The 25,756-nt window shown below is 43.3% G+C and carries 25 protein-coding genes, 5 tRNA genes and 1 pseudogene; 19 read left to right on the top strand and 12 right to left on the bottom strand.

Annotated elements, in window-relative coordinates; translation table 11 throughout:
- Positions 1-20 precede the first annotated feature (20 nt).
- The 8 genes from JCM15907_RS08060 to JCM15907_RS08020 all read right to left on the bottom strand — a co-directional run bounded on the left by JCM15907_RS08060 (position 21) and on the right by JCM15907_RS08020 (position 7,807).
- Positions 21-524, bottom strand: coding sequence for an RNA polymerase sigma factor (locus tag JCM15907_RS08060; protein WP_025843414.1), 504 nt, complete (start codon positions 522-524; stop codon positions 21-23).
- A gap of 138 nt (positions 525-662) precedes the next feature.
- Positions 663-1,904, bottom strand: a complete 1,242-nt coding sequence (locus JCM15907_RS08055; RefSeq protein WP_148297497.1) for a hypothetical protein — start codon at positions 1,902-1,904, stop codon at positions 663-665.
- On the bottom strand, positions 1,891-2,493 hold the full coding sequence (locus JCM15907_RS08050) for a ribonuclease H1 domain-containing protein (protein ID WP_025843412.1): 603 nt from the start codon (positions 2,491-2,493) through the stop codon (positions 1,891-1,893). The genes JCM15907_RS08055 and JCM15907_RS08050 overlap by 14 nt, the downstream gene beginning before the upstream one ends.
- Positions 2,494-2,498: 5 nt before the next feature.
- Positions 2,499-3,515, bottom strand: coding sequence for a tetratricopeptide repeat protein (locus JCM15907_RS08045; RefSeq protein WP_025843411.1), 1,017 nt, complete (start codon positions 3,513-3,515; stop codon positions 2,499-2,501).
- Positions 3,516-3,576: 61 nt separating this feature from the next.
- The gene (locus JCM15907_RS08040) at positions 3,577-5,160 is read right to left on the bottom strand and encodes a peptide chain release factor 3 (protein ID WP_025843410.1); all 1,584 of its coding nucleotides are present in this window, start codon (positions 5,158-5,160) and stop codon (positions 3,577-3,579) included.
- 28 nt (positions 5,161-5,188) lie between these two features.
- Entirely contained in the window at positions 5,189-6,754 is a 1,566-nt protein-coding gene (rny, locus tag JCM15907_RS08035; protein WP_025843409.1) for a ribonuclease Y, read from the bottom strand.
- A gap of 293 nt (positions 6,755-7,047) precedes the next feature.
- Positions 7,048-7,449, bottom strand: a complete 402-nt coding sequence (locus JCM15907_RS08025) for a cell division protein ZapA (RefSeq protein WP_025843408.1) — start codon at positions 7,447-7,449, stop codon at positions 7,048-7,050.
- A gap of 61 nt (positions 7,450-7,510) precedes the next feature.
- On the bottom strand, positions 7,511-7,807 hold the full coding sequence (locus JCM15907_RS08020) for a hypothetical protein (RefSeq protein ID WP_025843407.1): 297 nt from the start codon (positions 7,805-7,807) through the stop codon (positions 7,511-7,513).
- A gap of 571 nt (positions 7,808-8,378) precedes the next feature.
- Here JCM15907_RS08020 and JCM15907_RS12670 point away from each other — a divergent pair.
- The 18 genes from JCM15907_RS12670 (at position 8,379) to JCM15907_RS07930 (ending at position 20,126) form a co-directional block, all read left to right on the top strand.
- Positions 8,379-8,606 (top strand): 4Fe-4S dicluster domain-containing protein, encoded by a 228-nt coding sequence (locus tag JCM15907_RS12670; protein WP_078737189.1) that lies wholly within the window; start codon positions 8,379-8,381, stop codon positions 8,604-8,606.
- A gap of 18 nt (positions 8,607-8,624) precedes the next feature.
- Complete coding sequence (locus JCM15907_RS08015) at positions 8,625-9,713, top strand: 3-methyl-2-oxobutanoate dehydrogenase subunit VorB (protein WP_025843406.1); 1,089 nt, start codon at positions 8,625-8,627, stop codon at positions 9,711-9,713.
- Between the two features lie 66 nt (positions 9,714-9,779).
- Positions 9,780-9,971, top strand: a complete 192-nt coding sequence (locus JCM15907_RS08010; RefSeq protein WP_025843405.1) for a hypothetical protein — start codon at positions 9,780-9,782, stop codon at positions 9,969-9,971.
- Positions 9,972-9,982: 11 nt separating this feature from the next.
- Positions 9,983-10,780: a thiamine pyrophosphate-dependent enzyme gene (locus tag JCM15907_RS08005; protein ID WP_025843404.1), complete on the top strand. Its 798-nt coding sequence runs from the start codon at positions 9,983-9,985 to the stop codon at positions 10,778-10,780.
- Positions 10,781-10,795: 15 nt separating this feature from the next.
- Positions 10,796-11,341 (top strand): 2-oxoacid:ferredoxin oxidoreductase subunit gamma family protein, encoded by a 546-nt coding sequence (locus JCM15907_RS08000; protein WP_025843403.1) that lies wholly within the window; start codon positions 10,796-10,798, stop codon positions 11,339-11,341.
- Positions 11,342-11,659: 318 nt separating this feature from the next.
- Entirely contained in the window at positions 11,660-12,337 is a 678-nt protein-coding gene (locus tag JCM15907_RS07990; protein ID WP_025843401.1) for a tetratricopeptide repeat protein, read from the top strand.
- Positions 12,338-12,462: 125 nt separating this feature from the next.
- Complete coding sequence (ribH, locus tag JCM15907_RS07985) at positions 12,463-12,963, top strand: 6,7-dimethyl-8-ribityllumazine synthase (protein ID WP_025843400.1); 501 nt, start codon at positions 12,463-12,465, stop codon at positions 12,961-12,963.
- A 42-nt stretch (positions 12,964-13,005) separates the two neighbouring features.
- Positions 13,006-13,088 (top strand) — tRNA-Tyr (locus JCM15907_RS07980).
- Positions 13,089-13,129: 41 nt separating this feature from the next.
- Positions 13,130-13,202 (top strand) — tRNA-Gly (locus JCM15907_RS07975).
- Between the two features lie 76 nt (positions 13,203-13,278).
- A tRNA-Leu gene (locus JCM15907_RS07970) sits at positions 13,279-13,361 on the top strand.
- Positions 13,362-13,777: 416 nt separating this feature from the next.
- Positions 13,778-14,905: a DegT/DnrJ/EryC1/StrS family aminotransferase gene (locus tag JCM15907_RS07965; RefSeq protein WP_025843399.1), complete on the top strand. Its 1,128-nt coding sequence runs from the start codon at positions 13,778-13,780 to the stop codon at positions 14,903-14,905.
- Between the two features lie 2 nt (positions 14,906-14,907).
- A complete protein-coding gene (locus JCM15907_RS07960; RefSeq protein WP_081773833.1) occupies positions 14,908-15,486 on the top strand; it encodes an acyltransferase in 579 nt (192 codons plus the stop codon).
- Positions 15,487-15,507: 21 nt separating this feature from the next.
- On the top strand, positions 15,508-16,476 hold the full coding sequence (gene hemH / locus JCM15907_RS07955; RefSeq protein WP_025843397.1) for a ferrochelatase: 969 nt from the start codon (positions 15,508-15,510) through the stop codon (positions 16,474-16,476).
- 347 nt (positions 16,477-16,823) lie between these two features.
- Entirely contained in the window at positions 16,824-17,618 is a 795-nt protein-coding gene (locus JCM15907_RS07950; protein WP_025843396.1) for a lysophospholipid acyltransferase family protein, read from the top strand.
- Positions 17,618-17,776 (top strand): hypothetical protein, encoded by a 159-nt coding sequence (locus tag JCM15907_RS13045; RefSeq protein ID WP_159099931.1) that lies wholly within the window; start codon positions 17,618-17,620, stop codon positions 17,774-17,776. The genes JCM15907_RS07950 and JCM15907_RS13045 overlap by 1 nt, the downstream gene beginning before the upstream one ends.
- Positions 17,763-19,241, top strand: a complete 1,479-nt coding sequence (locus JCM15907_RS07940) for an O-antigen ligase family protein (RefSeq protein ID WP_025843395.1) — start codon at positions 17,763-17,765, stop codon at positions 19,239-19,241. Before JCM15907_RS13045 ends, JCM15907_RS07940 begins: the two co-directional genes overlap by 14 nt.
- 122 nt (positions 19,242-19,363) lie before the next feature.
- A tRNA-His gene (locus tag JCM15907_RS07935) sits at positions 19,364-19,437 on the top strand.
- Positions 19,438-19,448: 11 nt separating this feature from the next.
- Complete coding sequence (locus JCM15907_RS07930; RefSeq protein ID WP_235266349.1) at positions 19,449-20,126, top strand: IMPACT family protein; 678 nt, start codon at positions 19,449-19,451, stop codon at positions 20,124-20,126.
- A gap of 114 nt (positions 20,127-20,240) precedes the next feature.
- Here the strand turns inward: JCM15907_RS07930 and JCM15907_RS07925 are convergent.
- The 4 genes and pseudogenes from JCM15907_RS07925 to JCM15907_RS11450 all read right to left on the bottom strand — a co-directional run bounded on the left by JCM15907_RS07925 (position 20,241) and on the right by JCM15907_RS11450 (position 24,971).
- Positions 20,241-20,314 (bottom strand) — tRNA-Ile (locus JCM15907_RS07925).
- Positions 20,315-20,551: 237 nt separating this feature from the next.
- Complete coding sequence (locus JCM15907_RS07915) at positions 20,552-22,870, bottom strand: outer membrane beta-barrel family protein (RefSeq protein ID WP_159099930.1); 2,319 nt, start codon at positions 22,868-22,870, stop codon at positions 20,552-20,554.
- Between the two features lie 450 nt (positions 22,871-23,320).
- On the bottom strand, positions 23,321-23,680 hold the full coding sequence (folB, locus tag JCM15907_RS07910) for a dihydroneopterin aldolase (protein ID WP_025843391.1): 360 nt from the start codon (positions 23,678-23,680) through the stop codon (positions 23,321-23,323).
- Between the two features lie 30 nt (positions 23,681-23,710).
- Positions 23,711-24,971: pseudogene (locus JCM15907_RS11450) on the bottom strand (L-serine ammonia-lyase, iron-sulfur-dependent, subunit alpha).
- A 138-nt stretch (positions 24,972-25,109) separates the two neighbouring features.
- Here JCM15907_RS11450 and pdxH point away from each other — a divergent pair.
- Positions 25,110-25,754: a pyridoxamine 5'-phosphate oxidase gene (gene pdxH, locus JCM15907_RS07900; protein WP_025843390.1), complete on the top strand. Its 645-nt coding sequence runs from the start codon at positions 25,110-25,112 to the stop codon at positions 25,752-25,754.
- The last annotated feature ends 2 nt before the right edge of the window (positions 25,755-25,756 follow it).

Raw genomic sequence — 25,756 nt, 5'->3', positions numbered from 1 at the left:
ACGGCGGGAATAACGATACGTTAGCGCATCTCTTTAAGTTCTTGCTGGAGCACCTTACGAGCAAAAAATATTCTACTCTTAACCGTACCGATAGGAATATCTAAATGCTCGGCAATCTCTGCATACTTATAGCCACTTAGATACATCGAGAAGGGGACTCTTATATGTCCACTTAAACGGTTTACCGCTCCATAAATCTCCTTAATATTATAAGAGCCATCAGGGGTAGAGTAACCTCCACTTACAGAAACAGGCACATTAGCTATATCTACATTGGAGTCTATCAATCGTCTTTGACGATCCAATCGATCTCTGTTATTAAGGTATATGTTATACATTATAGTCATCATCCACCCTTTGAAGTTTGCATTCTCAACATATTTATCTACGTTTTTAAGCGCACGAAGGGTAGTATCTTGAATTAGGTCATCAGCATCGTTTACATCTCTCGTTAGTTTCAACGCATAACGACGAAGATTACCCTGTATATCTAAAAGATTTTCTCTAAATTGTATCGCATTCATAGTTATCCACTTACTATTTCCTAATTCAATATCCATAGAGATTTTGGATTAAGATTCGATAGCGAAGATAGACCACAAAAAGGACAAAAACAATAGATATAACCATTTATCACATAGATTTTATCTATCCTCAGAACATTAAAGCGTCTGCATATAGGCTAAAAATCGGCTCTCGAGAGTGGGACGAGTAAGCAATAAAATCCCTCCAATCAATGCTCCCTTTGCGTTCGACTTCGGGGGATAAGAACGAGAAATAGCTTCATACTCTCTCAAAGCCAAAGAAGGTTGAGAATAGGATTGGATAACCATTTTATAAGAGCAACCTTGCTCTCCGTACCTCTCATATAACAGATGTGCCAAAAGCCCCATAGTACTACGCACATTAATCTCGACAGAAGGATGCAAAAGCTCTTTGCCCCCATCCCCAACTCTGTAGAGAAGCATATCAACCCCAACAGGACCTTGATAATAGGGGGCTATATGCTTTTGAATAAAATCTTGGTGTGCAACAATTACCTCCTGTAATTGAGACTCTCCTATACGCTCTGACAAATCTCTCCAAAGAATATCAGGATGCTCTAGATGATTGTAGAGATAACGAAATTTTTTCGTCTCGAAATGCGACAACCCGACAAAAGAGACTCTTCCCGCCTCCCCCACTACATACTCAATAGCATAATCTGCCGATTTGTTCAAAAAGGGCTCTATGGTCAATTGTTTATGAGTATTCAAAAGAAGACAAAGCTGCTTCCTGCTTTGTTCGCTCAGTGGAAATTGGAAAAGTTGCACCCCTCGTCCCGAAGAGGTATAAGGAAGTTTAACAACTATATGGCTCGATGTACCAAAAGAGGTTATAGCCTCTTCGATTTCAGCATAAGAAGAACAAATAATCGGTACAAGATGAGCATACTCTGATGACATAGAGTGCAATAGCAGAGAGGCTTGTGTGCGGTCAAAAAGACAGGAGGGATAAATAATATCCTCGGGTAGAAGCAGACCATTAGGAAATAGAGATGCTTTTCGAACAAAGAAGCGAATCAACGTTGGCTCTGGAGCCCAAAGATGCAACTCTAAAGGTTCAGTAACCAGCTTGTAGGGCGCTTCATCCTCAAACAAACATCTGCAAGGCGGTAGTAAATCTCCATAATAGGGTAACTCTTTCGATGCACCTTGTGGCATCCACACCCAATCGCTCTCTGGATTGGGAGCCACCCAAGCCAAAAGCATCGAGAGATCACAACGCATCTGTTGCACCAACTTTGAGTGGGTAAAAGAGACCTTATCGGAGTGATAGAGGGCATTCTCATTACCACTATTTAAGCAAAACAGACGTGGATAGGAGGGAGTAAAATTCTCTCTATGACAACTATTTTCTACCATAATCGGCAGGTATTTCTCCCCATGCCACAGTATTCCATTTGAGCAATGGAGGACGTTGAGAAGCAGGATGTTCTCGCAGCCAATGCTCTGCACGAGCCACCAACTGGAGAGTCATTTCTGTATTAGGAGTACGTGGTAAAAGTGTTTTACACTTGCCCCTATACACCCACCCAATAGCTACTTGACTATCACTGTACACAGGCATATTGAGACCTCTTTGTAACAGGTAACCCATAGCATGTACAATCGCCAAAAACTCAACAATATTGTTCGTCGCCTGAATAGGACCAAAAGAAAACAAAATCTCATGGGTCAACGTATCGACTCCTCGATACTCCGAGGGACCAGGGTTGCCCGAAGTAGCTCCATCTACCGCTATGCTGGGATAAACGTATTGCTCCATTCTGCTAAAAGAAGGGGTTTCTTCCTCATTATGAAAAGCTCGAACTGCCTCCGCCTCCGTATCGAAAGACCTATACGAAGCGTTCGGAAAGTTTTTGACCTGCGCTTCACACTCTGCCCAAGAAGAATAAACTCCGGGGGTAACTCCCTTCCATACGACATAAAACTTTCGCTTTCGTTGTCCCATCGTGATTAAGAAAAGAGATTGCCAAAAATATCTCCGTAGGCATTTCCCTTGTAGAGCTGTTGAACGAAGTCGATAGGTTGCTCTCCATCGGAGGAAAATTCTTTTATCTGCTCACGTATCTTTTGTTCCTTTTCAACCCATCCCATCTTTTTATAGATACTTGCCAAAAGAGAAAGCATCATAACACTTGGGTTTTGCTCTTTAAGAGTCTGTTCCAAAAAGTCAATCGCCTCTGTCATCTCTCCTCTCTGTACTAAGAGACAAGCCATACCACAATAGGCCTCTTCATTGAAAGGGTCTTTCACCAAAGCATCTTGATAGGCTTGATAAGCCTCTGCATACTGCTCCTGTTTCAAAGCCACCTTAGCCTGAAAAAGATTAAACTGTTCCTCTTCAGGAAAAGTAGAAATGGCTTTTTCGATAAAACGATTTGCCTCTTCCCAACGCTCTAAGCCGACAAGAGCCTGTATCTTCTGCAAGTAAGCCAAGGAAGACTTAGCTTTGAGCATAATAGCTTGCTCCGCTGTAACCAATACCTTATCATACTCCTTTAACAAGAGATACACCTTAGCCTTCATTTGATAGAGTAATGCTCGCTGTTCTTCATCTTCATTAGTATTAAGAGCCAGCTCTACATCCATCAAAGCCTCTGTATAGGCTTCTACATCTATCCTTAAAGAAGCTCTATTTATTAAACACAATATATGATTGGGACACTCTTCGAGGAGTAAATCATACTGCTTCAATGCCTCCCTTTCTTGGTGGTTAAGCGTTAAAGCCTCCGCATAATAGAAACGTGTTTCAAACTCAGGACGCAACTCCAAAGCCTTAGAGAGGGCTTTGAGAGCAAAAGAAACCTCGCCTAATCGCATAGCTCGGAGTCCATCAAATTTGAGTACATCTGCCTCTTTCTCTTCCTGCCGATCTATAATTTTTTCTTCGCCTTTCGCCTGAGATACTTTCGCCTCCTCTTGTGAGAGCGTCTCTTTCTTACGACCGAATATTGACTTTAAGATATTCATAATTTACCCTCTTACTATTGTAGCACAATCCCCACCTATTTTGAGGTAGGGATTGCTTGTATTAAAACTCGCTTGTAAAATGAAACTTTATCTCTGGGAAATCTTGTTGTGCCATTTGTAACACATAACCCGAATCAGCCAAAAACACATCGCGCCCCTCTATATCCTTCGCCATATATTGCGCTTTTCTGCGTTTAAAATTGTCCAACACAGCTTTATCATCACTTTCTATCCAACAGGCTTTATACAGATGTATTGGCTCCCAACGACATTCAGCTCCATATTCATGGAGGAGTCGATACTTGATAACTTCAAACTGCAACTGCCCCACCGTACCAATAATACGACGACCATTAAATTGGTTTACGAACAACTGCGCTACCCCCTCGCCCATCAATTGCTCTACCCCTTTGACGAGTTGCTTCTGCTTCATAGGGTCTGCATTCTCTATATATTGGAAGAGTTCTGGAGAGAAGCTGGGCAAACCTTTGAAGTGGAGCAGTTCGCCCTCAGTAAGTGTATCGCCAATCTTGAAGTTACCTGTGTCGGGTAGACCAACAATATCTCCCGCATAGGCATCATCTACAATCTCTTTTTTCTGAGCCATAAAAGCCGTGGGCGAAGAGAATCGGAACTGCTTATCCAAGCGTATATGCCGGTAATACTTATTGCGTTCGAAGCGTCCCGAACAAACCTTCACAAAAGCAATACAGCTACGATGATTAGGGTCCATATTAGCATGTATCTTAAACACAAAACCCGTGAAAGATTCTTCATGAGGATGGACCTCTCGCTCCTGAGCATGCAAAGGTTGTGGAGATGGGGCGATGCGAACAAAGCAATCCAAAAGCTCTCTAATCCCAAAGTTATTCAAGGCAGAACCAAAAAAGACGGGAGCTAACTCCCCTCGCAAATAACGCTCTCTATCGAAATCTGGGTACACACCATCGACAAGCTCTACATCAGCGCGTAGACGCTCCGCTAATACTGCACCAACAGACTCATCCAAGACCTTGGAGTCTATCGACTCAATCTTCTTTATATCCTCAGCAACGTGCTGTTTATCTATCTTAAAAAGATTTAGCTCCGAAGCAAAAAGATCGTACACTCCCTTGAAACGCTCTCCCATACCGATAGGCCAAGTCATAGGGCGTACTGAGAGTTGTAGCTCCTCCTCAATTTCATCGAGCAGTTCAAAAGCGTCTCTCCCCTCTCTATCTAACTTATTAACAAAGACAATCACGGGCGTATGGCGCATACGACATACTTCCATAAGACGTCGTGTCTGCTTTTCGACCCCTTTGGCACTATCGACCACGATAATAACACTATCTACGGCAGTTAAAGTACGGAAAGTATCTTCGGCAAAATCTTCGTGCCCTGGTGTGTCAAGGATGTTGATTTTATAATCTTTGTATTGAAACCCCATCACAGAAGTAGCTACAGAAATCCCTCTCTGACGCTCTATCTCCATCCAGTCGCTGGTAGCTGTCTTTCGTATCTTATTACTCTTTACAGCCCCCGCCACATGGATAGCTCCCCCAAAAAGGAGGAGCTTTTCTGTTAAGGTCGTCTTACCCGCATCTGGGTGTGATATAATAGCGAAAGTGCGACGTTTGTCAATCTCTTGGCTATACGTAGACATTATTCTATAAGATTTATTGACAAGAAGTTTACTTAGCCACACTTACTGAACGCACCTCACGTATAACCGTGATTTTAACCTGCCCAGGGTAAGTCATTTCGTCTTGAATCTTACGTGCTATCTCATCGGAAAGTGTAGACACATCCTTATCTTGGATTTTGTCTGCCCCTACGATAACACGAAGCTCTCTACCTGCTTGGATAGCATAAGTCTTCACTACTCCTGGGTAAGAAAGAGCCAGTTGTTCCAAATCATTCAAACGCTTAATATACGCCTCTACGATTTCACGACGTGCACCGGGACGAGCGCCACTAATAGCATCACAGACCTGAACAATAGGAGCTATTAAAGAGGTCATTTCTACCTCATCGTGGTGTGCTCCTACAGCATTGCAAATATCAGGTTTCTCTTTATACTTCTCACAAAGTTTCATTCCCAATATGGCATGAGAGAGTTCGGGTTCATCATCAGGTACCTTACCTATATCGTGAAGCAATCCAGCTCTCTTGGCTTTCTTGGGGTCAAGCCCTAACTCGGCAGCCATGATAGCACAGAGATTGGCAGTCTCCCTCGAGTGCTGGAGCAAGTTTTGCCCATAAGAAGAACGATACTTCATCTTACCAATGAGACGTACCAACTCAGGATGCACTCCATGAATACCTAAGTCAATAAGAGTGCGCTTACCTACTTCGATGAGTTCCTCTTCCACTTGCTTTCTTACCTTAGAAACCACCTCTTCGATACGAGCAGGGTGAATACGTCCATCTTGTACCAATTGATGTAAAGCCAAACGAGCTATTTCTCGGCGTACAGGGTCAAAACCGGAGAGGACGATAGCCTCTGGGGTATCGTCTACGATAATTTCTATACCCGTTGCAGCTTCTAAAGCGCGAATATTGCGTCCTTCTCGACCAACAATACGTCCCTTTATCTCGTCATTTTCAATATGAAACACGCTAACCAAGTTTTCAACAGCCGTTTCTGTCGCCAAGCGTTGGATAGATTGTATCACGATACGTTTGGCCTCTTTGTTGGCGGTCATTTTGGCTTCTTCAATGATTTCAGAAACATAAGAAGAGGCTTCATCCTGTGCTTCAGCCTTGATGCTTTCGATTAACTGCTCTCGAGCATCATTGGATGAAAGTCCTCCTATACGCTCCAAATGGGCACGTTGTTGCTGTACTAACTGATCCAACTCTTCTTTACGTTTGTTGAGTACGATTTGCTGCGCCTCAACCTGCTCCTGCATTTTCTCTAATTCGTCATTCTTCTTAGCAATATCTTTCTGACGAGCGAAGAAATCATCCTCTTTACGTTTTAGTTTATCCAAACGAGCTTCGATAGCATTGTTTTTTTGAGCCACTTCACGTTCAAGCTCCTGCTTGAGTTGGGTATATTTACTTTTTACTTCTCCCAACTTTTGGGCTTGTAACACTTCCGCTTTCTTCTCTGCCTCCTTCTCCATCTGTGCAGTTTTCTGCAACGCTTCACTCATCTTGGAGGCGTAGAGTTTATCGGCATAACGTTTGATTAAAATCACAGCTGCTAAGGCTGCAACCAGTAGGCATACTCCTCCTACAATAATTCCTGTCATATAACCTCTTTAAGTTTCTTCTTGTCTGAGTCTCTCTACTCAAACTATATCTCGATGCCATGTATCTTAGGGGACATCAATTACCCAAATAGACCTTAATGCACACATCAACTCCCCACATACGTAAGGAAAGTGCACACACATAAGCAAACGGAAATGATCTGGGGTATTACAAGGGAAAAGAGAACACGAGAGAGACTACTCCAAAAGCTTCCTGTTCAAGAGAGAGATAAGCTCTTCTGCATTACACTCTTTTCTCTAAAGATGAATTAGAAAGAAAGGTAAAGACAAACTCACTTACGTTGAGCGAGGTACTCCTGAGTAAGCGCTTGCCAAAGCTCGTCTTGCTCTTGTTGTTGCAAAAACTCTTCAGCCTCGCTACACAGAGCCTCCAACCTCTGCTCTACTGGGGCAGCATCTCTGAGTTCGACCTCCTTTTTATAGAGAAGGGCAAACTCCAAGCCCGCCATCAAACGGTAATGCCCCTCTGAAATGCCAGGTGTATCAGGAGGGAAAATAGCACGAAATCTCTCAATCGTTTTATTAAAATCTCCAGCACTCGAACGATACAACGCCTCTGCACTCGCCTCTATGTGTAGGGAGAAAGTCTCTCCATCAATAGTCATATTAATATCCTTCTCCTGGGGGCTTGCAAATGCCCTTGCATCTGCCTTATCTATGCTTGTTTTTTTCATAACACCCCTTTTGAGAATTCCCTACTACTTGTACAACTATCGAATTCTATATTCCTTATACCTATTCTAACTCCAAGAGTTTTATAGCCTCTTGAATTTCTCTTTGTAATACCGAAAGACGGGAATAAGCCTTTTGCCAATCCTTATCATTCGCCACTATCATGCGTGCCATCAGAAGGGTTTGATGCTTATCCTGAGCCTCATCCAAACGATTTTCCAGCTCCTTATAGCGTTTCCAAAGCAACATATTTTCTTCCCGTTGCTTTAGAATAATGCTACGCTGATTCTTCACCAAATCGGTAAGACGTGTTATAGCCAGCTCTAAGCGACCTAAGTTTCTTTCCTCTTCTGGAGTCATTGCACACCAATTCTCATTGCAAAGGTAAGTAATATAATGGAAAGAAAAGCAAAATTAGAGTTATCCATATATATGAAAGACGAAAGAGGCAGAGCCGCCAAATGCAACCATTAATCCTTTTGATGCTAAACACAGAGCCTTTTAGAGAAAACCATTAACCCTTTTATGGACAAGTATTATACCTTTTGATTAACAAGCCTATAACTAACTCTCAGCCTCATTTTAGAGGATCTCCCTTTCTAACGATCTTATGGGGCAACAAGCTCTTTCAAAGTACCTTTCATCCTCTACCTCTCGCCCTTCCCCTCTCTTGACTATCATGTAATAACACCGCAAGAAGCGCCTCATTTGCCCCACTTAAATCAGCTCAAACAACGCCTTCTATATTAATAAGGTATAATTACCCCCAAAATAAACCTTCATACAGAACAATAGGTATAAATCATGTAAAGAATAACGGCTATTAGGTAGTAATCAAAAAAACTATTTGTAACTTTGGCGCATAGATTTATAAGGTAGTAGCATAAGGCTCTTACCGAGGAAGTATTAAATTCAAAAATAAACATAGGTAATGGCAAAGGTTAGAGGTGCTGTGGTAGTCAACCAGCAGCGTTGTAAGGGTTGTAATCTGTGCGTGGTATCATGTCCTACTCAAGCAATCAGCTTACATCCTGATGAAATGAACGACAAAGGGTATCACTATTGCTACATGAGTGATCCTGAGGCTTGTATAGGCTGTGCAAGCTGCGGTATGATATGTCCAGACGGATGTATCACTGTATACAAAGTTAAACTATAAAGCTAAGCAGTTAGAGATATGGCAGAAGAAATCAGACTGATGAAAGGCAATGAGGCTCTTGCCCATGCCGCTATACGTGCTGGAATGGATGGCTACTTCGGATACCCCATCACTCCTCAATCAGAAGTACTCGAAACATTAACAGTAGAAAACCCTGAAGCAACCACTGGGATGGTGGTACTCCAAGCAGAAAGTGAAGTAGCTTCCATCAACATGGTATACGGAGGAGCTGGATCTGGCAAGAAGGTTATGACCTCTTCTTCAAGCCCTGGCATCAGCCTTATGGCAGAAGGTCTTAGCTACTTGGCTGGAGCGGAACTCCCCGCCCTTATCGTAAACGTAATGCGTGGTGGCCCTGGTTTGGGTACTATCCAACCCAGTCAAGCAGACTACTTCCAAACCACTAAAGGTTGTGGACACGGCGACTATCGTCTTATTACATTGGCTCCTAATTCTGTACAAGAAACTGTAGACTTTGTAGACCTTGGTATCGAATTGGCGTTCAAGTATCGCAACCCAGTAATGATGCTCTCAGATGGTATCATCGGACAAATGATGGAAAAGGTAGTGCTCCCTGACTACAAGCCACGTCGTACAGACGAAGAAGTTAGAGAACAGTGTCCTTGGGCTACAACAGGAGCTCGTGGAGGTAAGCGCCGCATTATCACATCTCTCGAATTAGACTCTGCAGTAATGGAAAGAAACAACGAACGCTTCCAAGCAAAATATGCAGAGATCGAAAAGAACGAAGTACGCTACGAAGAGTACAAGACAGAAGATGCAGACTACGTTTTGGTAGCTTTCGGTTCTTCTGCTCGTATTTGCCAAAAGGTAGTGCAGTTGGCTCGTGAAGAAGGCATCAAGGTGGGTCTTCTCCGTCCTATTACTCTGTGGCCTTACCCCTATAACGCTATCGAAAACTTGGTTAAACGTGGCGTAAAAGGCTTCCTCTCTGTAGAGCTTAATGCTGGTCAGATGATCGAAGACGTGCGCTTAGGAGTAAATGGTGCCGTTCCTGTAGCTCACTACGGACGTATGGGTGGTATGCTGTTCTCTCCTGACGAAGTACTTGAGGCTCTCAAAGAGCGTATCATCAACCGTAAGTAAGCCCTTACTCTTCTATTGATTATTTCTTACCACTCGAAAGAAATAGAATACGTTAGACTCAGAAAGATGGATAACAAACGGGGCATAAAGAAAATAGAGTTCATACTACAAATGGCATTTTATGTGCTTATTGTGGCTATGATTGTGGTTTTCTTCCTTTACAGAAACACAGAGACACCGCGTCTTTTTCTCATCCCAGCAGGAGCAGCGTTGCTTGTTCGTGTAGTTAGCTATATTCTGAGATATTTAAATAGATAAAAAGCATTACAATGAATACATGTGTAGAAAATAAGGTTCTTGACATCAACGAGATTGTTAAGCCTGAAAACTTAGTGTATGAGAAGCCTCGTCTACTCAACAACAACACAATGCACTACTGCCCTGGTTGTAGCCATGGAGTAATTCATAAACTTATCGCCGAAGTTATCGACGAAATGGGTATGGCAGACAAGTCTGTAGGTATCGCACCTGTAGGCTGTTCTGTATTTGCCTATAACTACGTTGATATCGACTGGCAAGAAGCTGCTCACGGCCGTGCTCCTGCTCTTGCCACAGCCATCAAGCGTCTCCACAAAGACCTTTTGGTATTTACTTACCAAGGAGACGGAGACCTTTCGGCTATCGGTACTGCAGAGACTATTCACTCTTGCAATCGTGGAGAAAACATCGTTATCATTTTCGTAAACAACGCTATCTACGGTATGACAGGGGGGCAAATGTCTCCTACCAGTCTCGTGGGTATGAAGACTGCTACTTCTCCCTACGGTCGTGACCCCAAGAAACAAGGATACCCATTCATCGTATCTAACGTTTTGAAAGAACTTGAAGGTACTTGCTATGTAACACGTCAGGCTGTACACACTGTAGCAGCCATACGTAAGGCAAAGAAGGCTCTTCGTAAGGCCTTTGAAAACTCAATGGCAGAAAAAGGAACTTCTGTAATCGAGTTTGTTGCTACCTGTAACACTGGTTGGAAACTATCTCCTCAAAAATCCAATGATTGGATGGTAGAGAATATGACTCCTACCTATGCCCTTGGCGACCTTAAAGACATTGATAACCAGTAATTGAAAAATATAGAGATGACATACGAAATAGTTATTTCCGGATTCGGAGGACAGGGAGTACTCTCAATGGGTAAGATATTGGCTTACTCTGGACTTATGGAGTCTAAAGAAGTTAGCTGGATGCCTTCTTACGGACCAGAGCAACGTGGAGGTACTTCTAACGTAACCGTTATTGTTAGCGACGAGACAGTTAGCTCGCCTGTAGTTAATCTATACGATATTGTTATCGCATTGAACCAGCCTTCATTGGACAAGTTTGCCCCTCGCGTAAAGAAAGGTGGCATCCTCATCTATGAACCCAATGGTATCCATACAATGACTGATCGTAAGGATATTCAAATCTATGAAGTAGATGCTACGGCAGAATCTCTTAAGTTGGGTAACGACAAATCGTTCAACATGATTATTTTGGGTGGTCTACTCAAAGTAGCTCCTGTTGTAAAACTCGAGAGCGTTATTACAGGTCTTAAGAAGTCTCTTCCCGAACGCCACCACAAACTCATTCCTATGAATGAAGAGGCTATAAATATCGGGATGTCTGTTATCAAACAGATTAACTAATAGCATTTTTATCGGTATTGCCTTGCTCTCCTCTCCTAAAGGGGAGAGCAGCACCCATCATAAAGGGTCTGGAAAAACTTCTTTCGAAGTCTATTTTCAGACTCTTTTTATTTCCTCTTTATTCTCTTGCATTGGAAAAAGCCTTGTTTGGTATAGAGAGCAACTCGAAACTCTCAAGAAGAACTACAGAAGAGAAAAATTTTTTATCGTTCCCTCTTTTTAGAAGGCATTTGACAAACGAGATATCGAGGATATTGTTATTGTAGCAGAAAGTGTTACTTTTGTTCCTCAGAAACAAGACAAAAAGTTAAAGTTTTTATGTCCAACGAAAAAGAAAAAGAGATTGATGCTGCAGAAATCATATCTCGTGGCGAGAGATTCGCAGAGCGTTACGCTAATGTAGTCATCTATTGTGTACTTGGAGTCATAGTTATTGCATTCGGTATATGGGCTTATATTCAATATGTAAGCAAACCTCGTGAAGCCAAGGCTTCTGCCGAACTATACCGCTCTGAAGATCGTTTTATCTTGGGAGAAGACAGTACTGTGCTTCAGGCAAAAGGAGTAAGCGAGGAGGGAGTATTGCGCATCATCAAAGAATACTCAAGTACAGATGCAGCTAACATCAGCCATGTCTATGCGGGCATCGCTTACTATGACTTAGGGAAATATGAAGAAGCTCTTGTGGAGCTCAAGAAGTTCAGCGCAAAAGACCAAATGGTAGCTCCATCAGTAATACGGTTGATGGGAGACTGCTCGGTAGAATTGGACCGTTTAGACGATGCCATCAAATACTTCGAAAAGGCTGCTTCTATGGCCAATAACGATGTCGTTTCTCCTGGATGTCTTATTAAAGCGGCTCGTGTATACGAAGTACAGAAGAACTATACTAAAGCTACCGCAGCTTACCAAAAGGTTGTCGATGAATACTACAATTCGGCTGAAGTAAATCAGGCCAAGGCTGATATTCAGCGTTTACAAATGCTTCAAAAGTAAGAGTATATCTTTGAGTAATTGGAATAGAGCAGTATCACCTATTTCCATTTAAAAATATAGTAGGGGAAAAGGGCTACAAGTCTTCTTTTCCCCTCTTTTTCTAAACCTTCAATAAGAACATTTATATGTCAAGTATTTTACAAAACTCATCTGAAGATTGTTATAGACTTCAACATATCCCCTCCAGAGATATCGAGATTGCTATCGCTGTAGCAGATTGGAATAGCAATATCACTCATAAACTTTTGGAAGGAGCGGTCGAAGTATTACAAAAATCTGGAGTTACAAAAGAACAAATAAAGGTCGTACACGTACCCGGAGCTTTCGAATTAACCTATGCCGCAGCTGCTTTTCTACAAACAGAGGTATATTATGATGCCATTATCGTATTAGGCTGTGTCATTCGAGGAGATACATCTCACTATGACCACATTTGTGAGGGAGTAACCTATGGAATTACAGCACTAAATAGAAACGCCTCATCTCCAGTTATTTTTGGCCTTGTTACTACTGAGAACCTGCAACAAGCTGAAGACCGTGCAGGGGGCAAATTAGGCAACAAAGGGGCAGAAGCAGCAATTACAGCACTAAAAATGATTGATACCTCTTGCGAAATTCATAATTAGTTATTACCTTTGCAATCGGTTTCAAAAGGAAGTCAATAATAAGGGCAGTTACCAGAGTGGCCAAATGGGGCTGACTGTAACTCAGCTGGCTTACGCCTTCGGTGGTTCGAATCCATCACTGCCCACTCGATACTTCTTCAGAGACACCTTGCATTAGCGAATGCTTGCGGAAGTAGCTCAGTCGATAGAGCATCAGCCTTCCAAGCTGAGGGTCGCGGGTTTGAGCCCCGTCTTCCGCTCTAAGTCTAATAGGAAAGGAAATATCAAAAGGGGTTGATATCTTCTTTCCTTTTCTGTTAGATAATCTTCTTTGAGGCCCGGATGGTGGAATGGTAGACACGAAGGACTTAAAATCCTTTGGCTATTGCAGCCGTGCGGGTTCAAGTCCCGCTTCGGCACTTAGAGGCATAAAGTCTCTTCTCAGCATGACTGAGGAGAGACTTTTTTATTTATCTCCTTATTCTTAGAGCATATCAGACTACCTTTTCTTAGAGAGAGTAACATACTCTACGCTGAAGCTTTGACAGAAAAGCTATAATATAGACATTACTCCAACTCCCCTAAAGAGACCTCTACATGATACACCTCAAAAGGACAATACAAGATTTTATGAGATTTTAGAGAGGAGGGAAATACAGTAAGAGGAGGAAGTCTGGAATACGGAATACACAAAGAGATAACCGAATCAAAATGTCGAAAATAACAGAATAAAGGCGGCATTATACAATAGTATCAAAAGCCATTTCGAAGCAAATGTCAAGTATAATTGCGCTAACTGAGTATCTTTGTTAGACAGTTTAACAAGCATACCATAATGGAGTTCAAAACAGCAATGGTCGATCTAAAGGGACAATACCAAAAGATTAAGCCTGAAATAGACAAAGCCATAGAGAACGTTCTTCTAAGAGGAGATTTCATAAATGGCAAAGATGTAGAGTTGTTTGCCGAAGAGTTGGCCCACTACACAGGCTCCCAATACGTCATCCCCTGTGCGAACGGAACAGATGCCTTACAAATAGCCCTAATGGCACTACCACTCCAGCGTGGAGACGAAGTAATAGTCCCCTCTTTTACCTACGTGGCAAGCGCAGAAGTTATTGCTCTATTAGGACTCACTCCTGTATGGGTAGATGTAGATATAGAGACATTCACCATCGACCCGAACGCCATAGAGGCTATTATAACACCTCGCACCAAGGTCATCATCCCCGTCCATCTTTTCGGTCAGAGTGCTCCTATGGAGGAAATTCTCTTGATAGCCCAGCGCCACGACCTATTCGTCATAGAAGATAATGCACAGGCCATCGGAGCGGTGTACACTTTTTCCGATGGAAGAAAGGCATACACGGGAACTATGGGCATTATGGGGTGTACTTCCTTTTTCCCCTCTAAAAACTTGGGATGTTACGGAGATGGCGGAGCGATATTTACGCAGGATGGAGAACTTGCCAAACGCGTAAAGATGCTTGCCAACCATGGACAAAGAATAAAATACCATCACGAAATAGTCGGTTGTAACTCTCGATTAGATACTCTCCAAGCCGCTATCCTGAGATGCAAACTACCTCACTTGGACGAATACAATAGCCATCGTTACGCTGCCGCCCAATACTATACAGAGAGATTGCAAGGCATTGAAGGTATTATTACTCCTCAAGAGAGAGCCTATACTACGCACGTTTACCACCAATATACGCTACAAATCGACGAGAGGAGAGAGGAGTTAAAGCAGTGGCTTCAAGAGCAAGGCATCCCCTCTATGATCTATTATCCACTTCCCCTTCACGCACAAAAAGCTTTTGCCTCGTCTCACAGCCCTCGGAGTGATTTGTCAAGGTCTACCCTCTTAGCTCAAAGGGTGCTGTCTTTACCAATTCACTCAGAGCTATCGAACAAAACACAGGATATAATTATTGACCTAATAAAACAATATCTCTCTTAAGTATGGATTATTACGCACATCCAACTGCCGTTATCGAAGATGGTGCAAGCATTGGCAAAGGAAGCAAAGTCTGGCACTTCTGCCACATTATGAGCGAAAGCCACATCGGAGCCAATTGTGTTATAGGTCAGAATGTTTTCATAGCCCCTCGGGTAAAGCTAGGGAGTGGATGTAAGGTACAAAACAACGTGTCGCTCTACACGGGAGTGGAGTGCGAAGATGAAGTTTTTATCGGTCCCTCTGCTGTGTTTACGAACGTAATCAATCCACGTGCTAGCATAGAGCGGAAAGAGGAATTCCGCCCCACTCTTCTGAAAAGAGGTGCCACGATTGGAGCCAATGCGACTCTTGTTTGTGGTTATTCTGTAGGAGCCTACGCCCTCGTGGGAGCAGGTAGCGTGGTCTGTCAAGAGGTACCCGACTATGCTTTGGTGGTGGGCAACCCTGCACGTCACATAGGTTGGGTAAGCCGAGCTGGAGAGCGTCTCATCTTTTCGGAAGAGGGTAAAGCAATCTGTCCTACAACGGGAGAGGAATATTGTTTAATCAATGGTCAAGTCAGACTTATCTCTCATCCATAATCTCTTCCACAACCACTCTTTATGAAAGTCCTCATCCTGTGTACGATTGGCACTCCTCAAGACACCTCTCGCCAGTCGGTAAAAAAGTATCTCCAAAACTTTTTAGGCGACAAGAACATTGTTTCCGTTCCTCAACCTTTTCGCTATCTGCTAACACGAGGCATTATTATCCCAAGCAAGCTCAATGATTCGCATGCTCGATACCAGCAACTTGCTACTCGGTTTCAAGGACAACTTCCTTTACGGCTCTATGTAGATGAACTAAGAGAAGAGATGCAGAGAGAAAATCAACAATGGCGAATACTCTCTTTCATGCAATACTCAGGAGAGCAAATCTCCAGTTTAGTCAACCAAATCGAAGCTGAATCCGAGGTAGAACAAATTATTCTTTTACCCCTCTTTGCCCACGAAACGTTCGGTTCGTACTATGCTTCGTTGGGAAAGATACCACAACTTTTACGCAACCGTTTGCCCCATATCCCCCTTAAAGTTGTTCCTCCCTACTATAATCATCCTACCTACATCAGACTTTTACAGCAGTCTCTCGTTTCGGCAACGCTCCCCAAGTCCGATTTGTATGTAGCTTCTTTCCACAGCATACCCATTTCTCATTGGAAAAGAGGGGTAGAAAAGGGCTTCGACTACAAAGAACAATGCGAAGAAACGGCTCAACTGCTTTTTGATGCCCTACCCCCTGAAAGTGCGAAAGAGGTGCTTTTCCAGTCCTCTATTAAACCGCATCGCTGGTTAGACCCCATTATCGAAAAAGAAATGTACACATGGGTTGATAAAGGGTATAAGCGAGTGAGCGTTATCTGTCCTGGGTTTGCCATAGATTGCTTGGAAACCCTACTTGATATAGGAGAGGAACTTCGAGCTAAATATATCGCACATGGAGGCGAGGAACTGCACCTAATCCCCTGCCTGAACAGCAAACAAGAGGCAAGAGCACTCTACTTTCAGCTAGCAGAGGAGAGTCTCGTTTCATAGTCTCTGGCTAGTCTATTGCTTCCTTCTTACCCTACACTTCCCTTTGAGAGAAGTTTATAATTGACTTGTGTATCAAAAAAAGGACAAACAAGAAAACTCTACACGGGCCTTGGCGACAGAAAAATGCTCCGAGTTAATCTCCAATCTCTCAGCTTCACAGAAGAATAAAATTAAAAATTACACACAAAAACTTCTACGCCCAACATACTCACGCCTCACTTTTTATGGAATAAAGCCCTCTACTCAGCCTCTTATGGAAAGAGCATTGCTCGACATTTTAGACAAGTATCTACAAAGAAAAAAATCCAAAAGATGGTACAACGGTCTCATTTTGTACCTTTGCGGTCGTGAAATCATATCTCTATACTATTCTTTCCATCGCCTGTTTTCTTTTGGGGAGCTTACCACGCTGGCTCTTGAAAATAAAGGCGCACTTCTTTGCCTATATCCTCTACCACTGGATAGGTTACCGGCGTACATTGGTAGAAGAGAACCTTAGAAAAGCTTTTCCCGAACTAAGCGATACAGAGCGCAAAAAGATAGGAAAACACTACTACCTGCACCTTACCGACACATTGCTTTGGAGCTTTAAGATACCTCGTCTTTCGGAACGTAAACTAAAACAACATGTCGCCCTTGCCAATGTAGAACTAATAGAAAAGCTACGACAAGAAGGTCATAAAACGATAATCCTCACAATGGGACACATTGGCAACTGGGAGGTTTTCACAGGTGTTCCCTATATTATCCAAGAGAAAGGATTTTCCAACGCCAACATCTACAAGCAATTATCCAATCCCTACTTTGACCGCTTGATGATAGCACTTCGACAGAAGCATGGAGCTACCTGCATCGAAATGCGCCAAACAGCCAAAGTACTCTTCGAAAGAGAAGCATCGGCGAGCAAAGACACTGCCATCGTGGCATTCCTTGCAGACCAATGCCCCTTTGCTGAGGCAGCGCGCTATGGGACACTCTTCTTGAACCAACCCACCACTTTTATCGTAGGATGGGAAACCCTAGCTCGCAAAATGAATCTACCCATTGTCTATATGGACATCGTAAGCGACAGTCGTTTTCACTGGACTGGACACCTGCGCCTACTATCGGCACAGCCTGCACAGGAAAAGCCTTTGCCTTAGTGGAGCGTTATGCACATCTTTTAGAGGAAAATATCCGTCGGCAACCCTATGCTTGGCTCTGGAGCCATAACCGATGGCGCATACGCCCTCAAGATGTATCTCGCATCACACTCTCTTCCACCTTAGCCCCCCACCTTATCCAAGATGAAACTATTTGAAAAATTATTCGACTCTTACCCTCTTTACTTCCGTCTGCTTCCTCTCTTCTTCCTTTTCGGAGGCGGACTATTTACCCTCCTTTTCCCCTCACTCTTTGGAGAGCAAATTACCTCTGACCACCTTGATATAAGCCATCTTGCTCCTCCTTTTTGGATATTCATCTCCTTGGGAGGCGTAGTAATCCTGTACCAGTTCTTACGAGGGGTGCCGAAAAGACTACAAGAGGGTGCTACACTGTACGAAGAGGGTACAGTCCTCTTTTGGGGATTGGGATATGCCAACCTACTCTTCGGTGTGGTCAATAGCCACTTGGGTATCCTCATCTGCTTTATATTGGGTGCTCTCTTGGGTAGCGTTCGTTACTTCCGCAGTGGAGAGAAGGGGCTCTTCCGACCTCGGTTATTTCTCTTTGCCACAGTAGCCTATGTAGCTTACGAAGCACTCACTCTGCTCTGGAGCGACAATCTCGCACGCTCTTTTTTCTATTGGCAAAAGGAGGCTTGGATAGCTATTATACCTCTACTAATAGGCATCGCTCCACCCTCTGCGGATGTAGCCCGTCGGTTTATGAAATATGCCTTACAGATCAGTTACCTATATCTGCTTAGCCAGTTGCTCATCTACGGCTGGGTTTGCCTCAGTATCGAAAACCCTCTTTGGGTAGCTTTCTCTTTCGACAAAGGCTACTTTTCTCTTAACGGGACTTCGCTTAGCCCAGGCTTTATGCTCTCTCTAATGGGATTCAACCACTACACCTATATCGGGTTTGTATTCCTTGCTCCTATCCTTTACTTTATTAGTGAACATGTTTTCAAGGGGAGAGAAAGAGGCTCTTTAGAGATTATCTCACTCGTTTCGCTGGCGGCTATTAGCTATTCGTTTATACATCAAAGCCGTACGTTGATGCTCTTCTACCTCTTTATATCCCTTATTCTTATTGCCAAGAGGCAAAACAGCTGGGGGTATAAACGAGTAATGGGCTCTGTAGTGGTAGCCTTGCTACTCATTGGGGGCGTTGTAGTCTACTTTTACCCTGATACGCTCAACTTTTTCATCGACACACACCGACTGCACTTGCTACAAATAGCGCGCAATTATTTGGGAACCAACCTGCTTAACGGGTATGGGTTAGGCTCTTCCGAAGCACTCATCTACCCCTTCTTCTATGGAGCAGAGCACTCGGCACACTTTCACAATCAATTCATCCAATCGCTGTTGGAGGGGGGACTTTGCAGTGCCTTACTCATAACCTTTATACTAATCAGTTACAGCATCGAAAGTTACCGACAGAGAAATGGTGGGGCACTTCTCTTGATACTACTCTTTACTCTTATCATGGTTATCGACTTGGTGGTCTTTCTTTCGGAATACCTCATCGCCATGCTTCTACTTTTGAGTATTACACTCTATGCCCTCTCTCCAACAACCACTCAAGAAAAGAGGGCTAAACAAGCCTCTCTTTAATCAAAATGGTGTGCGAAAAGTGTAAAAACTCTTGTGCAATAGAAAACTTTTTGTACCTTTGCCGTGCGTTTTGCCAAAGAGGGCTTTCTGTTAAAGATGCTTGGAGGTAAATACGATAGATGGTGAGTATAGCTCAGTTGGTTAGAGCGTCGGATTGTGGTTCCGAAGGTCGTGGGTTCGAGCCCCATTACTCACCCCTTATATTGAATGGTTGGATTGAAGGCTGGTTTTTGGGAAACTCCAAGAGCTGGTCTTTTTTTATTTATAAACTCTATGTCTTCTTTCGATAGTTATACGACAATAAAAAAGGAGTGCCAGCAACAGTACAACATACAACGTAGCCGATTTATAGCCCTTGCCTACCCTGTAAAGTCGGCAGAAGAAGCTATGAACTTCGTAGCTCTCCTACGAAAAGAGTATTTCGACGCCACACATGTATGCTGGGCATACGCCATAGGGGTAGAGCGAGCAGAAAGCCGACACAACGATGATGGCGAACCCTCAGGTACAGCAGGGCGACCTATCTATGGCCAAATTGTCTCGGCAGACTTGAGCAACGTCTTAGTAGCTGTGGTTCGCTACTTCGGTGGGGTAAAATTAGGAACAGGCGGACTCATCGAAGCCTATCGTGAGGGAGCCAAATTAGTATTAGAGAGTGCCGAACGGGAAGAGGTCTTACTGCACGATAATATCTGCATACAATTCAACCCCTCTTTAACGGGTGAGATTATGCACCGCATCAAACAGCACGAAGCAACGGTTACAGGACAAGATTTTATCGAGGGACAGAGCGTTATCTACTGCTCTTTGCGAAAAAGTGGTAGCCAGCGATTGATTGAAACAATCAATGCGATTTACGGAGCAGAGGCAAGTCTCAAAGAATAAAAGGCAAAACATCTTTTTCAAAAGAAAAACGCCTCAAGGTTTAATACCTTGAGGCGTTTTCTGTGTTCTTATCTTTGCACGTAGCATATAATATTCAACAGACAAAGACTCGTGTGGTCCCACTTGGGCTTGAACCAAGGACTCCCTGATTATGAGTCAGGTGCTCTAACCAACTGAGCTATAGGACCTGCTTTAGTCGAAAAGAGAGCTTTTGGGTACAACCAAGCATTACTCTTTTCTCAAATGCGTAGCAAAGGTACTATTTTTCTTGAAAATAGCAAATAGTTTTTGTGAGTCTACAAAGTGCTTTCTTCTTATTACCTCTGCCTCTTCTCTTTACTATAAGAAAACCCACACTGCCTCTTCTGCTCTCATCTATTCTACAACGACTATCAAGGTTATATCAAGACTCCCTCTTTTGCTAACTACATACGACCAATAGCCTCAGTAGCTGTATCTTTTCCCTTATAAGTGCGTTCCTTATTGAATCGATAGATTATATTTAATGATATACTGCGAGAGTCCTCATACTCTCCTTGGTTTATTACAACGCCTCCCATTGAGGTAAAGAATTGATTCCTTGAGCGTAGTATATTGTTAAGGCGCAAAGAAAGTTGTAGCTTACCATCGAAAAACTCCTTATTGGCATATAGATTGAGAAGATGCTTCCTACCTACTAAATAAACTTTCATTGTAGTAGGGCTTTGATAACTATACTCCAAATCTATATAGTAACCTTTAGGTAGCGAAAAGCCATTGTTCAAACGAAGATAATAAAGAGGAAAAGGTTTAACGAAAAGTAGTTGTTTCTCCCCTTTAACATGGTGGTACTGAAAAAAGCCTGTTACACTCTGGTTGTACCAATCCCACTTCTGTCGCATATTGGCTATTATTTGCAGTTTACCAGCCTGACGGTAGTTAGTTGAAGATACAATATATCCGCTCGGCACTTCTCGATTGGCTCGGATATAGGTTTCCATATAATCTTGATAGTACGTATAGCTTGCCGATAAGTAATAGTTAGAGTAGATCAGGTTATACCCAAAATCATAGCTACGCTCGGGTACTAAATAAGGATTTCCCTCTTGTTTCAAATACTGATTGGAACGAAAAGTATTGTTACTGAGTTGCTCCATAGTAGGGCGTTCAATACCCGATTTGAGGCTAAAAATGTGCATTGTCTTTCCAATATTGCCCGATACCTTGGCTGTGTAAAAAAGATTACTCCAAGAGCGAAGGATATCTTTGCCTGTCACAAGGTGGTTGTACAAGCCACTCTCTGCATACTCATATCGTAAGCCCAACTGGGTACTCCAGCCCGACCAATCGAAGTTGTAAGAAGCAAAACCTGCGTAAATCTTTTCTGCATTGGTATAGTCACTCACTCGCTTACGCTCCAGTCCGTACAGTTGGTGGCTATCGCCCCCGATATTGTTTACCTCTGCGCCTATCTCTGCCGTGCGTCCCTTACCCAAGTCATACCCCAGAATAGCATTACCTTGCCAAAGACTATGACGAGTAAAAGAGTAAATAGCTATTGGCGTGGTAGTATGGTGTATTAGACTCTGTTCGGTAGAGTTTTGGTCTTTATCTTTTTTCTTCCCAAAGAAGTCTGCATTTAAAGTAAGATTGAGCTTTGGAGTAATCTGCCATGAAGAGAAAGCATTGACGTGGTGCGAAAGGGTTATATTGTCTAAACGTGTTTGAGAAAGTACATGGTCATTGAGAAGAGTGCCAATGTAAGAATGCGAATCATCTTTCACATTAGCTATTATTCCCTCTCTGTTAAAGGTGTATTTTAGTCCTAAAGTAATCTTTTCGACTGGGGTAAAATCGACCCCCGCCATCACATCAAGACTCCTATTATTGGACCTGTTGATTAAGTCCGTACTAAGTCGTTCCTCTACATTTGTTCCTTGGGTTTCAGAGATAGTAGTCTTCCAATCTTGCTCATTGATTTTTTGATAGAACCCATACGAAGCCATTCCGTAGAAGTTCATCTTTCCTCGACTGTAACTTATATACGCCTCCTCACTATTAGAGAGATAAGTTGCCTGCCTTGTCCAACTTTCCAATCGCACCGAGAGAGCCGAGAGGTCTCGCAAGGTGCGAATGTGCAACACGGCTCGCACATCACTGGGATAGCGCGCCCCCGGGGCATTGTCTATACGCAGGCTCTTAATACTCTTTATATCAATCGTACGCAACTCATCCATTTGGCGTACTTCCCTGCCATTGAGGAAAATCATAAGTCTTCCTCCTGCAATCAAGCCTACACCTCCCTCTGGAGTAGCTCTTAACCCAGGCACTTGCCCCAATAGGTTTATAATGTCGGAGTGATGGCTCAAAACAGAGCCCTTCACATTCATTTCCAAAGCCCCATCTTTAAGGCGTATCTGTGGGCGATTGGCTTTGACCACTAAGCTCTTTAACTCTATGGAAGTTTCCTTTAGGATGATGCTCATCTCTTCGGTTGCTGGATAAATAGAAGTTTCATAGCCGATAGAACTAAAAGATAAACAACTGTTTTTCGGCAAACTCTCAAAAGAAAAAGCTCCCTCTCTATCAGTAACAACTCCTGCAATAAAAGTCGAGTCGGGCAAACTCTTTGCGACAACATTGATATACTCCAGAGGTTCTCCTCCATTACCCATCACTACACCTTTCACAGCCTGCTGAGCCTGTGTATAGCTAAATTGACAAAAAAGGAAAAAAGCAATGATAAGAAAAGTAATGCGTTGCATAAATCTCTCTATTATTTCTAATTGGTTTGTGGTATCAAAAGTAAAAAAATCAGTAACACTCAAAAAAAAGAGAGTTTTAGAGAAGTGCAAGTTAGGACTTACATAAATGATAGCACAAGAAGAGTTGCAAGGCAAAAAATAGAAGGAGTATTCGATGAGAAGAAAAGTCTTAAAGCTCATCGCACGAACATATAAAGGTATCTTTTCCCAACCTATATACCTTTGAGCAAAAACCTTCCGTGCAAATTCGTTTAACCCTCTATGCAAACTTGCAAAAGGTTAATGGTTGCCTACATAACTATTTGTATCGAGGGAACAAGAGAGCGATACTACCTCACTAAAGGATAGCACGAAAAGGCATCAAAACAGCTCCAAAAGAAAGTGTACGCGAGGAAGAACTCCTCTAAGAAAAAGTAAGAAGTGGTATAAAACGATATGGAGAGTCTCCCCTTATAGATCTCTTTCGACCACCACAGAAACGCCCTCTATCTGCCCTTTGAAAGGCGGGTTTTGTTTGGTTACTTTCACTCGCACAGACTGTATCGAAGGGCATTCTTGAGCAATGTGTTCTATGATGCGCCCTGCTACATGCTCTATGAGCAGAGAAGGCTGTTGCATCTCTTGCGCTACCCAGTCATACACAAGAGCGTAATTGATAGTATCCGTTAGACAATCGCTATACATTGCCTTGCTGATATCTACATACAGAACAAGGTCTACAAGAAACCAATTACCCACTTTCTGTTCTTGTTCAAAGACACCATGATAGGCATAAAAGCGCATTCCTGAAAGTTCGATGCTTGTTTTCATATAGACCTTGCTCTGTTAAGGGTTATAGGATTAGTGTTCTTTGTTGAGGTCTTTGGTGCGCAACGCTGGGTCGCCGGGTTGCTCATCCATATCAGAATTGCTCGCCAACCCTCCCGTAGAAGTTTCCTTATAGAGACTGGGAAGGTCTTTTCCTGTCTGGTGCATGGTGGCTACCACTCGGTCGAAGCTCACTCTATGACGGCCATCAGTGAAGTTGGCGTAGGTATTGGCATCCAAAGCACGGCTGGCTGCAAAAGCGTTACGTTCTATACAGGGTATCTGTACCAACCCGCATACGGGATCGCAAGTTAGCCCAAGGTGATGCTCCAAGCCCATCTCCGCAGCATATTCGATTTGTGCCAACGTGCCTCCGAAGAGCTGACTGGCAGCCGCAGCAGCCATAGCACAAGCCACTCCAACCTCCCCTTGGCATCCTACCTCTGCGCCACTAATCGAGGCATTGGTTCGTACCACATTACCAAAAAGCCCTGCGGTAGCTAAAGCTCTCAATATACGCTTGTCGGTAAACTTTCGGGTCTCTTGCAGATGATAGAGCACAGCAGGCATCACTCCACACGAACCGCAAGTAGGAGCGGTAACAACCAATCCTCCCGCGGCGTTCTGTTCGCTTACAGCAAGGCATAAGCGTATACTTGACCTCGGGTGCGTACATTTTCGGAATAGCTCTGCGCCTTGATGAGGTATTCTCCTGCCTTTCGACGCAGTCCCAAGCCTCCAGGAAGTACTCCCTCTGCCTCCAGTCCTGCTTGAATAGCTTGCTTCATCACCTTCCATACTTCGGCAAGATAGTCCCAAATATCAGAGTCTTCGCAATGCTCTACATACTCCCAATAAGACATCCCATGCTTCTGAAGTACGGGCATCATCTCACTGATGCGTGACATCTTGTAGATGGGGTTGGTAATCTGTTCATTGAAATCTTCGTTTGCCAAAACACCTCCACCAATGCTATACACGGTGAAACGTTTGAGTTCTTCGCCTCCTACCCCCAAGGCTCTAAAAAGGATACCATTGGTATGAAAAGGAAGTTCTATCTGAGGTTGCCAAAGGATAGTAGTAGGCGATAGGGGTTCAAGTACTGCTAAGAGTGCTTGGTCCGTCATATGCCCTTTGCCCGTAGCAGCCAAACTACCATATAGTGTTACTTCAAAAGAGTGTATCGGGAGCCTTTTGTCTGTGCAAGGAACATCTCGGCAGCTCTTCTCGGTCCCATTGTATGACTACTACTGGGTCCATGTCCTATGCGATATATCTGCTTTATAGTGTCCATCATAAGGTGGAAAAGTATTTGTATTAAAAATGAAACTGCTTCAAAGGTATCGAAAAAAAGACTATTTTTGCCAAAGGTATATACCTTTCTCTGACCTCGTAGGGGTCTAAGATGAGCGATACAGGAAATAAAATTATTATGGATCAGCATTTTGAGAATATTCGTCGGGAATACATCAAAAAGAGTTTGACGCGCAGAGAAATGCCTGATAACCCTTTTGAAAAGGTAAGTCAGTGGCTTAAGGATGCCATCGAAGCCAAGGCCTTAGAGCCAACAGCCGTTATCGTTGCCACCGCTACCCCCAATGGACATCCTAGTATGCGCACCGTATTATTGAAAGAAATCTTGGACGACCAATTTATCTTTTATAGTAACTATACAAGTCGAAAAGGCGAACAAATGAGTGCAAACGCCCATGTGGCTCTGACCTTTGTATGGCACGAATTGGAACGTCAGATACATATAGAGGGAGTAGTAGAGAGATTAGCACCTGAGATTAGCGATGCCTACTTTGCGCAAAGACCCTACAAAAGTCGTGTTGGAGCACGAATTTCTCCTCAGAGTCATCCCATCCCCAACAGAGAGTATATTATGGTACAGTTTGCCAAAGAGTCCTTGAAGTACGCTGGACGTACTGTACCGCGCCCCGACAACTGGGGTGGATATGGAGTAAAAGCCTCTCGTATAGAATTTTGGCAAGGCAGAGAAAGTCGCCTACACGACCGCTTCCTATACCAAAAACAGGCAGACAACTCTTGGTCTTTAACTCGTATAGCTCCTTAACG

The organism is Porphyromonas gingivicanis JCM 15907, from assembly GCF_000614585.1.
GTDB lineage: Bacteria > Bacteroidota > Bacteroidia > Bacteroidales > Porphyromonadaceae > Porphyromonas > Porphyromonas gingivicanis.
Note: the sequence above shows the minus strand (reverse complement) of the source record. Positions and strands in the feature narration are given on the sequence as shown.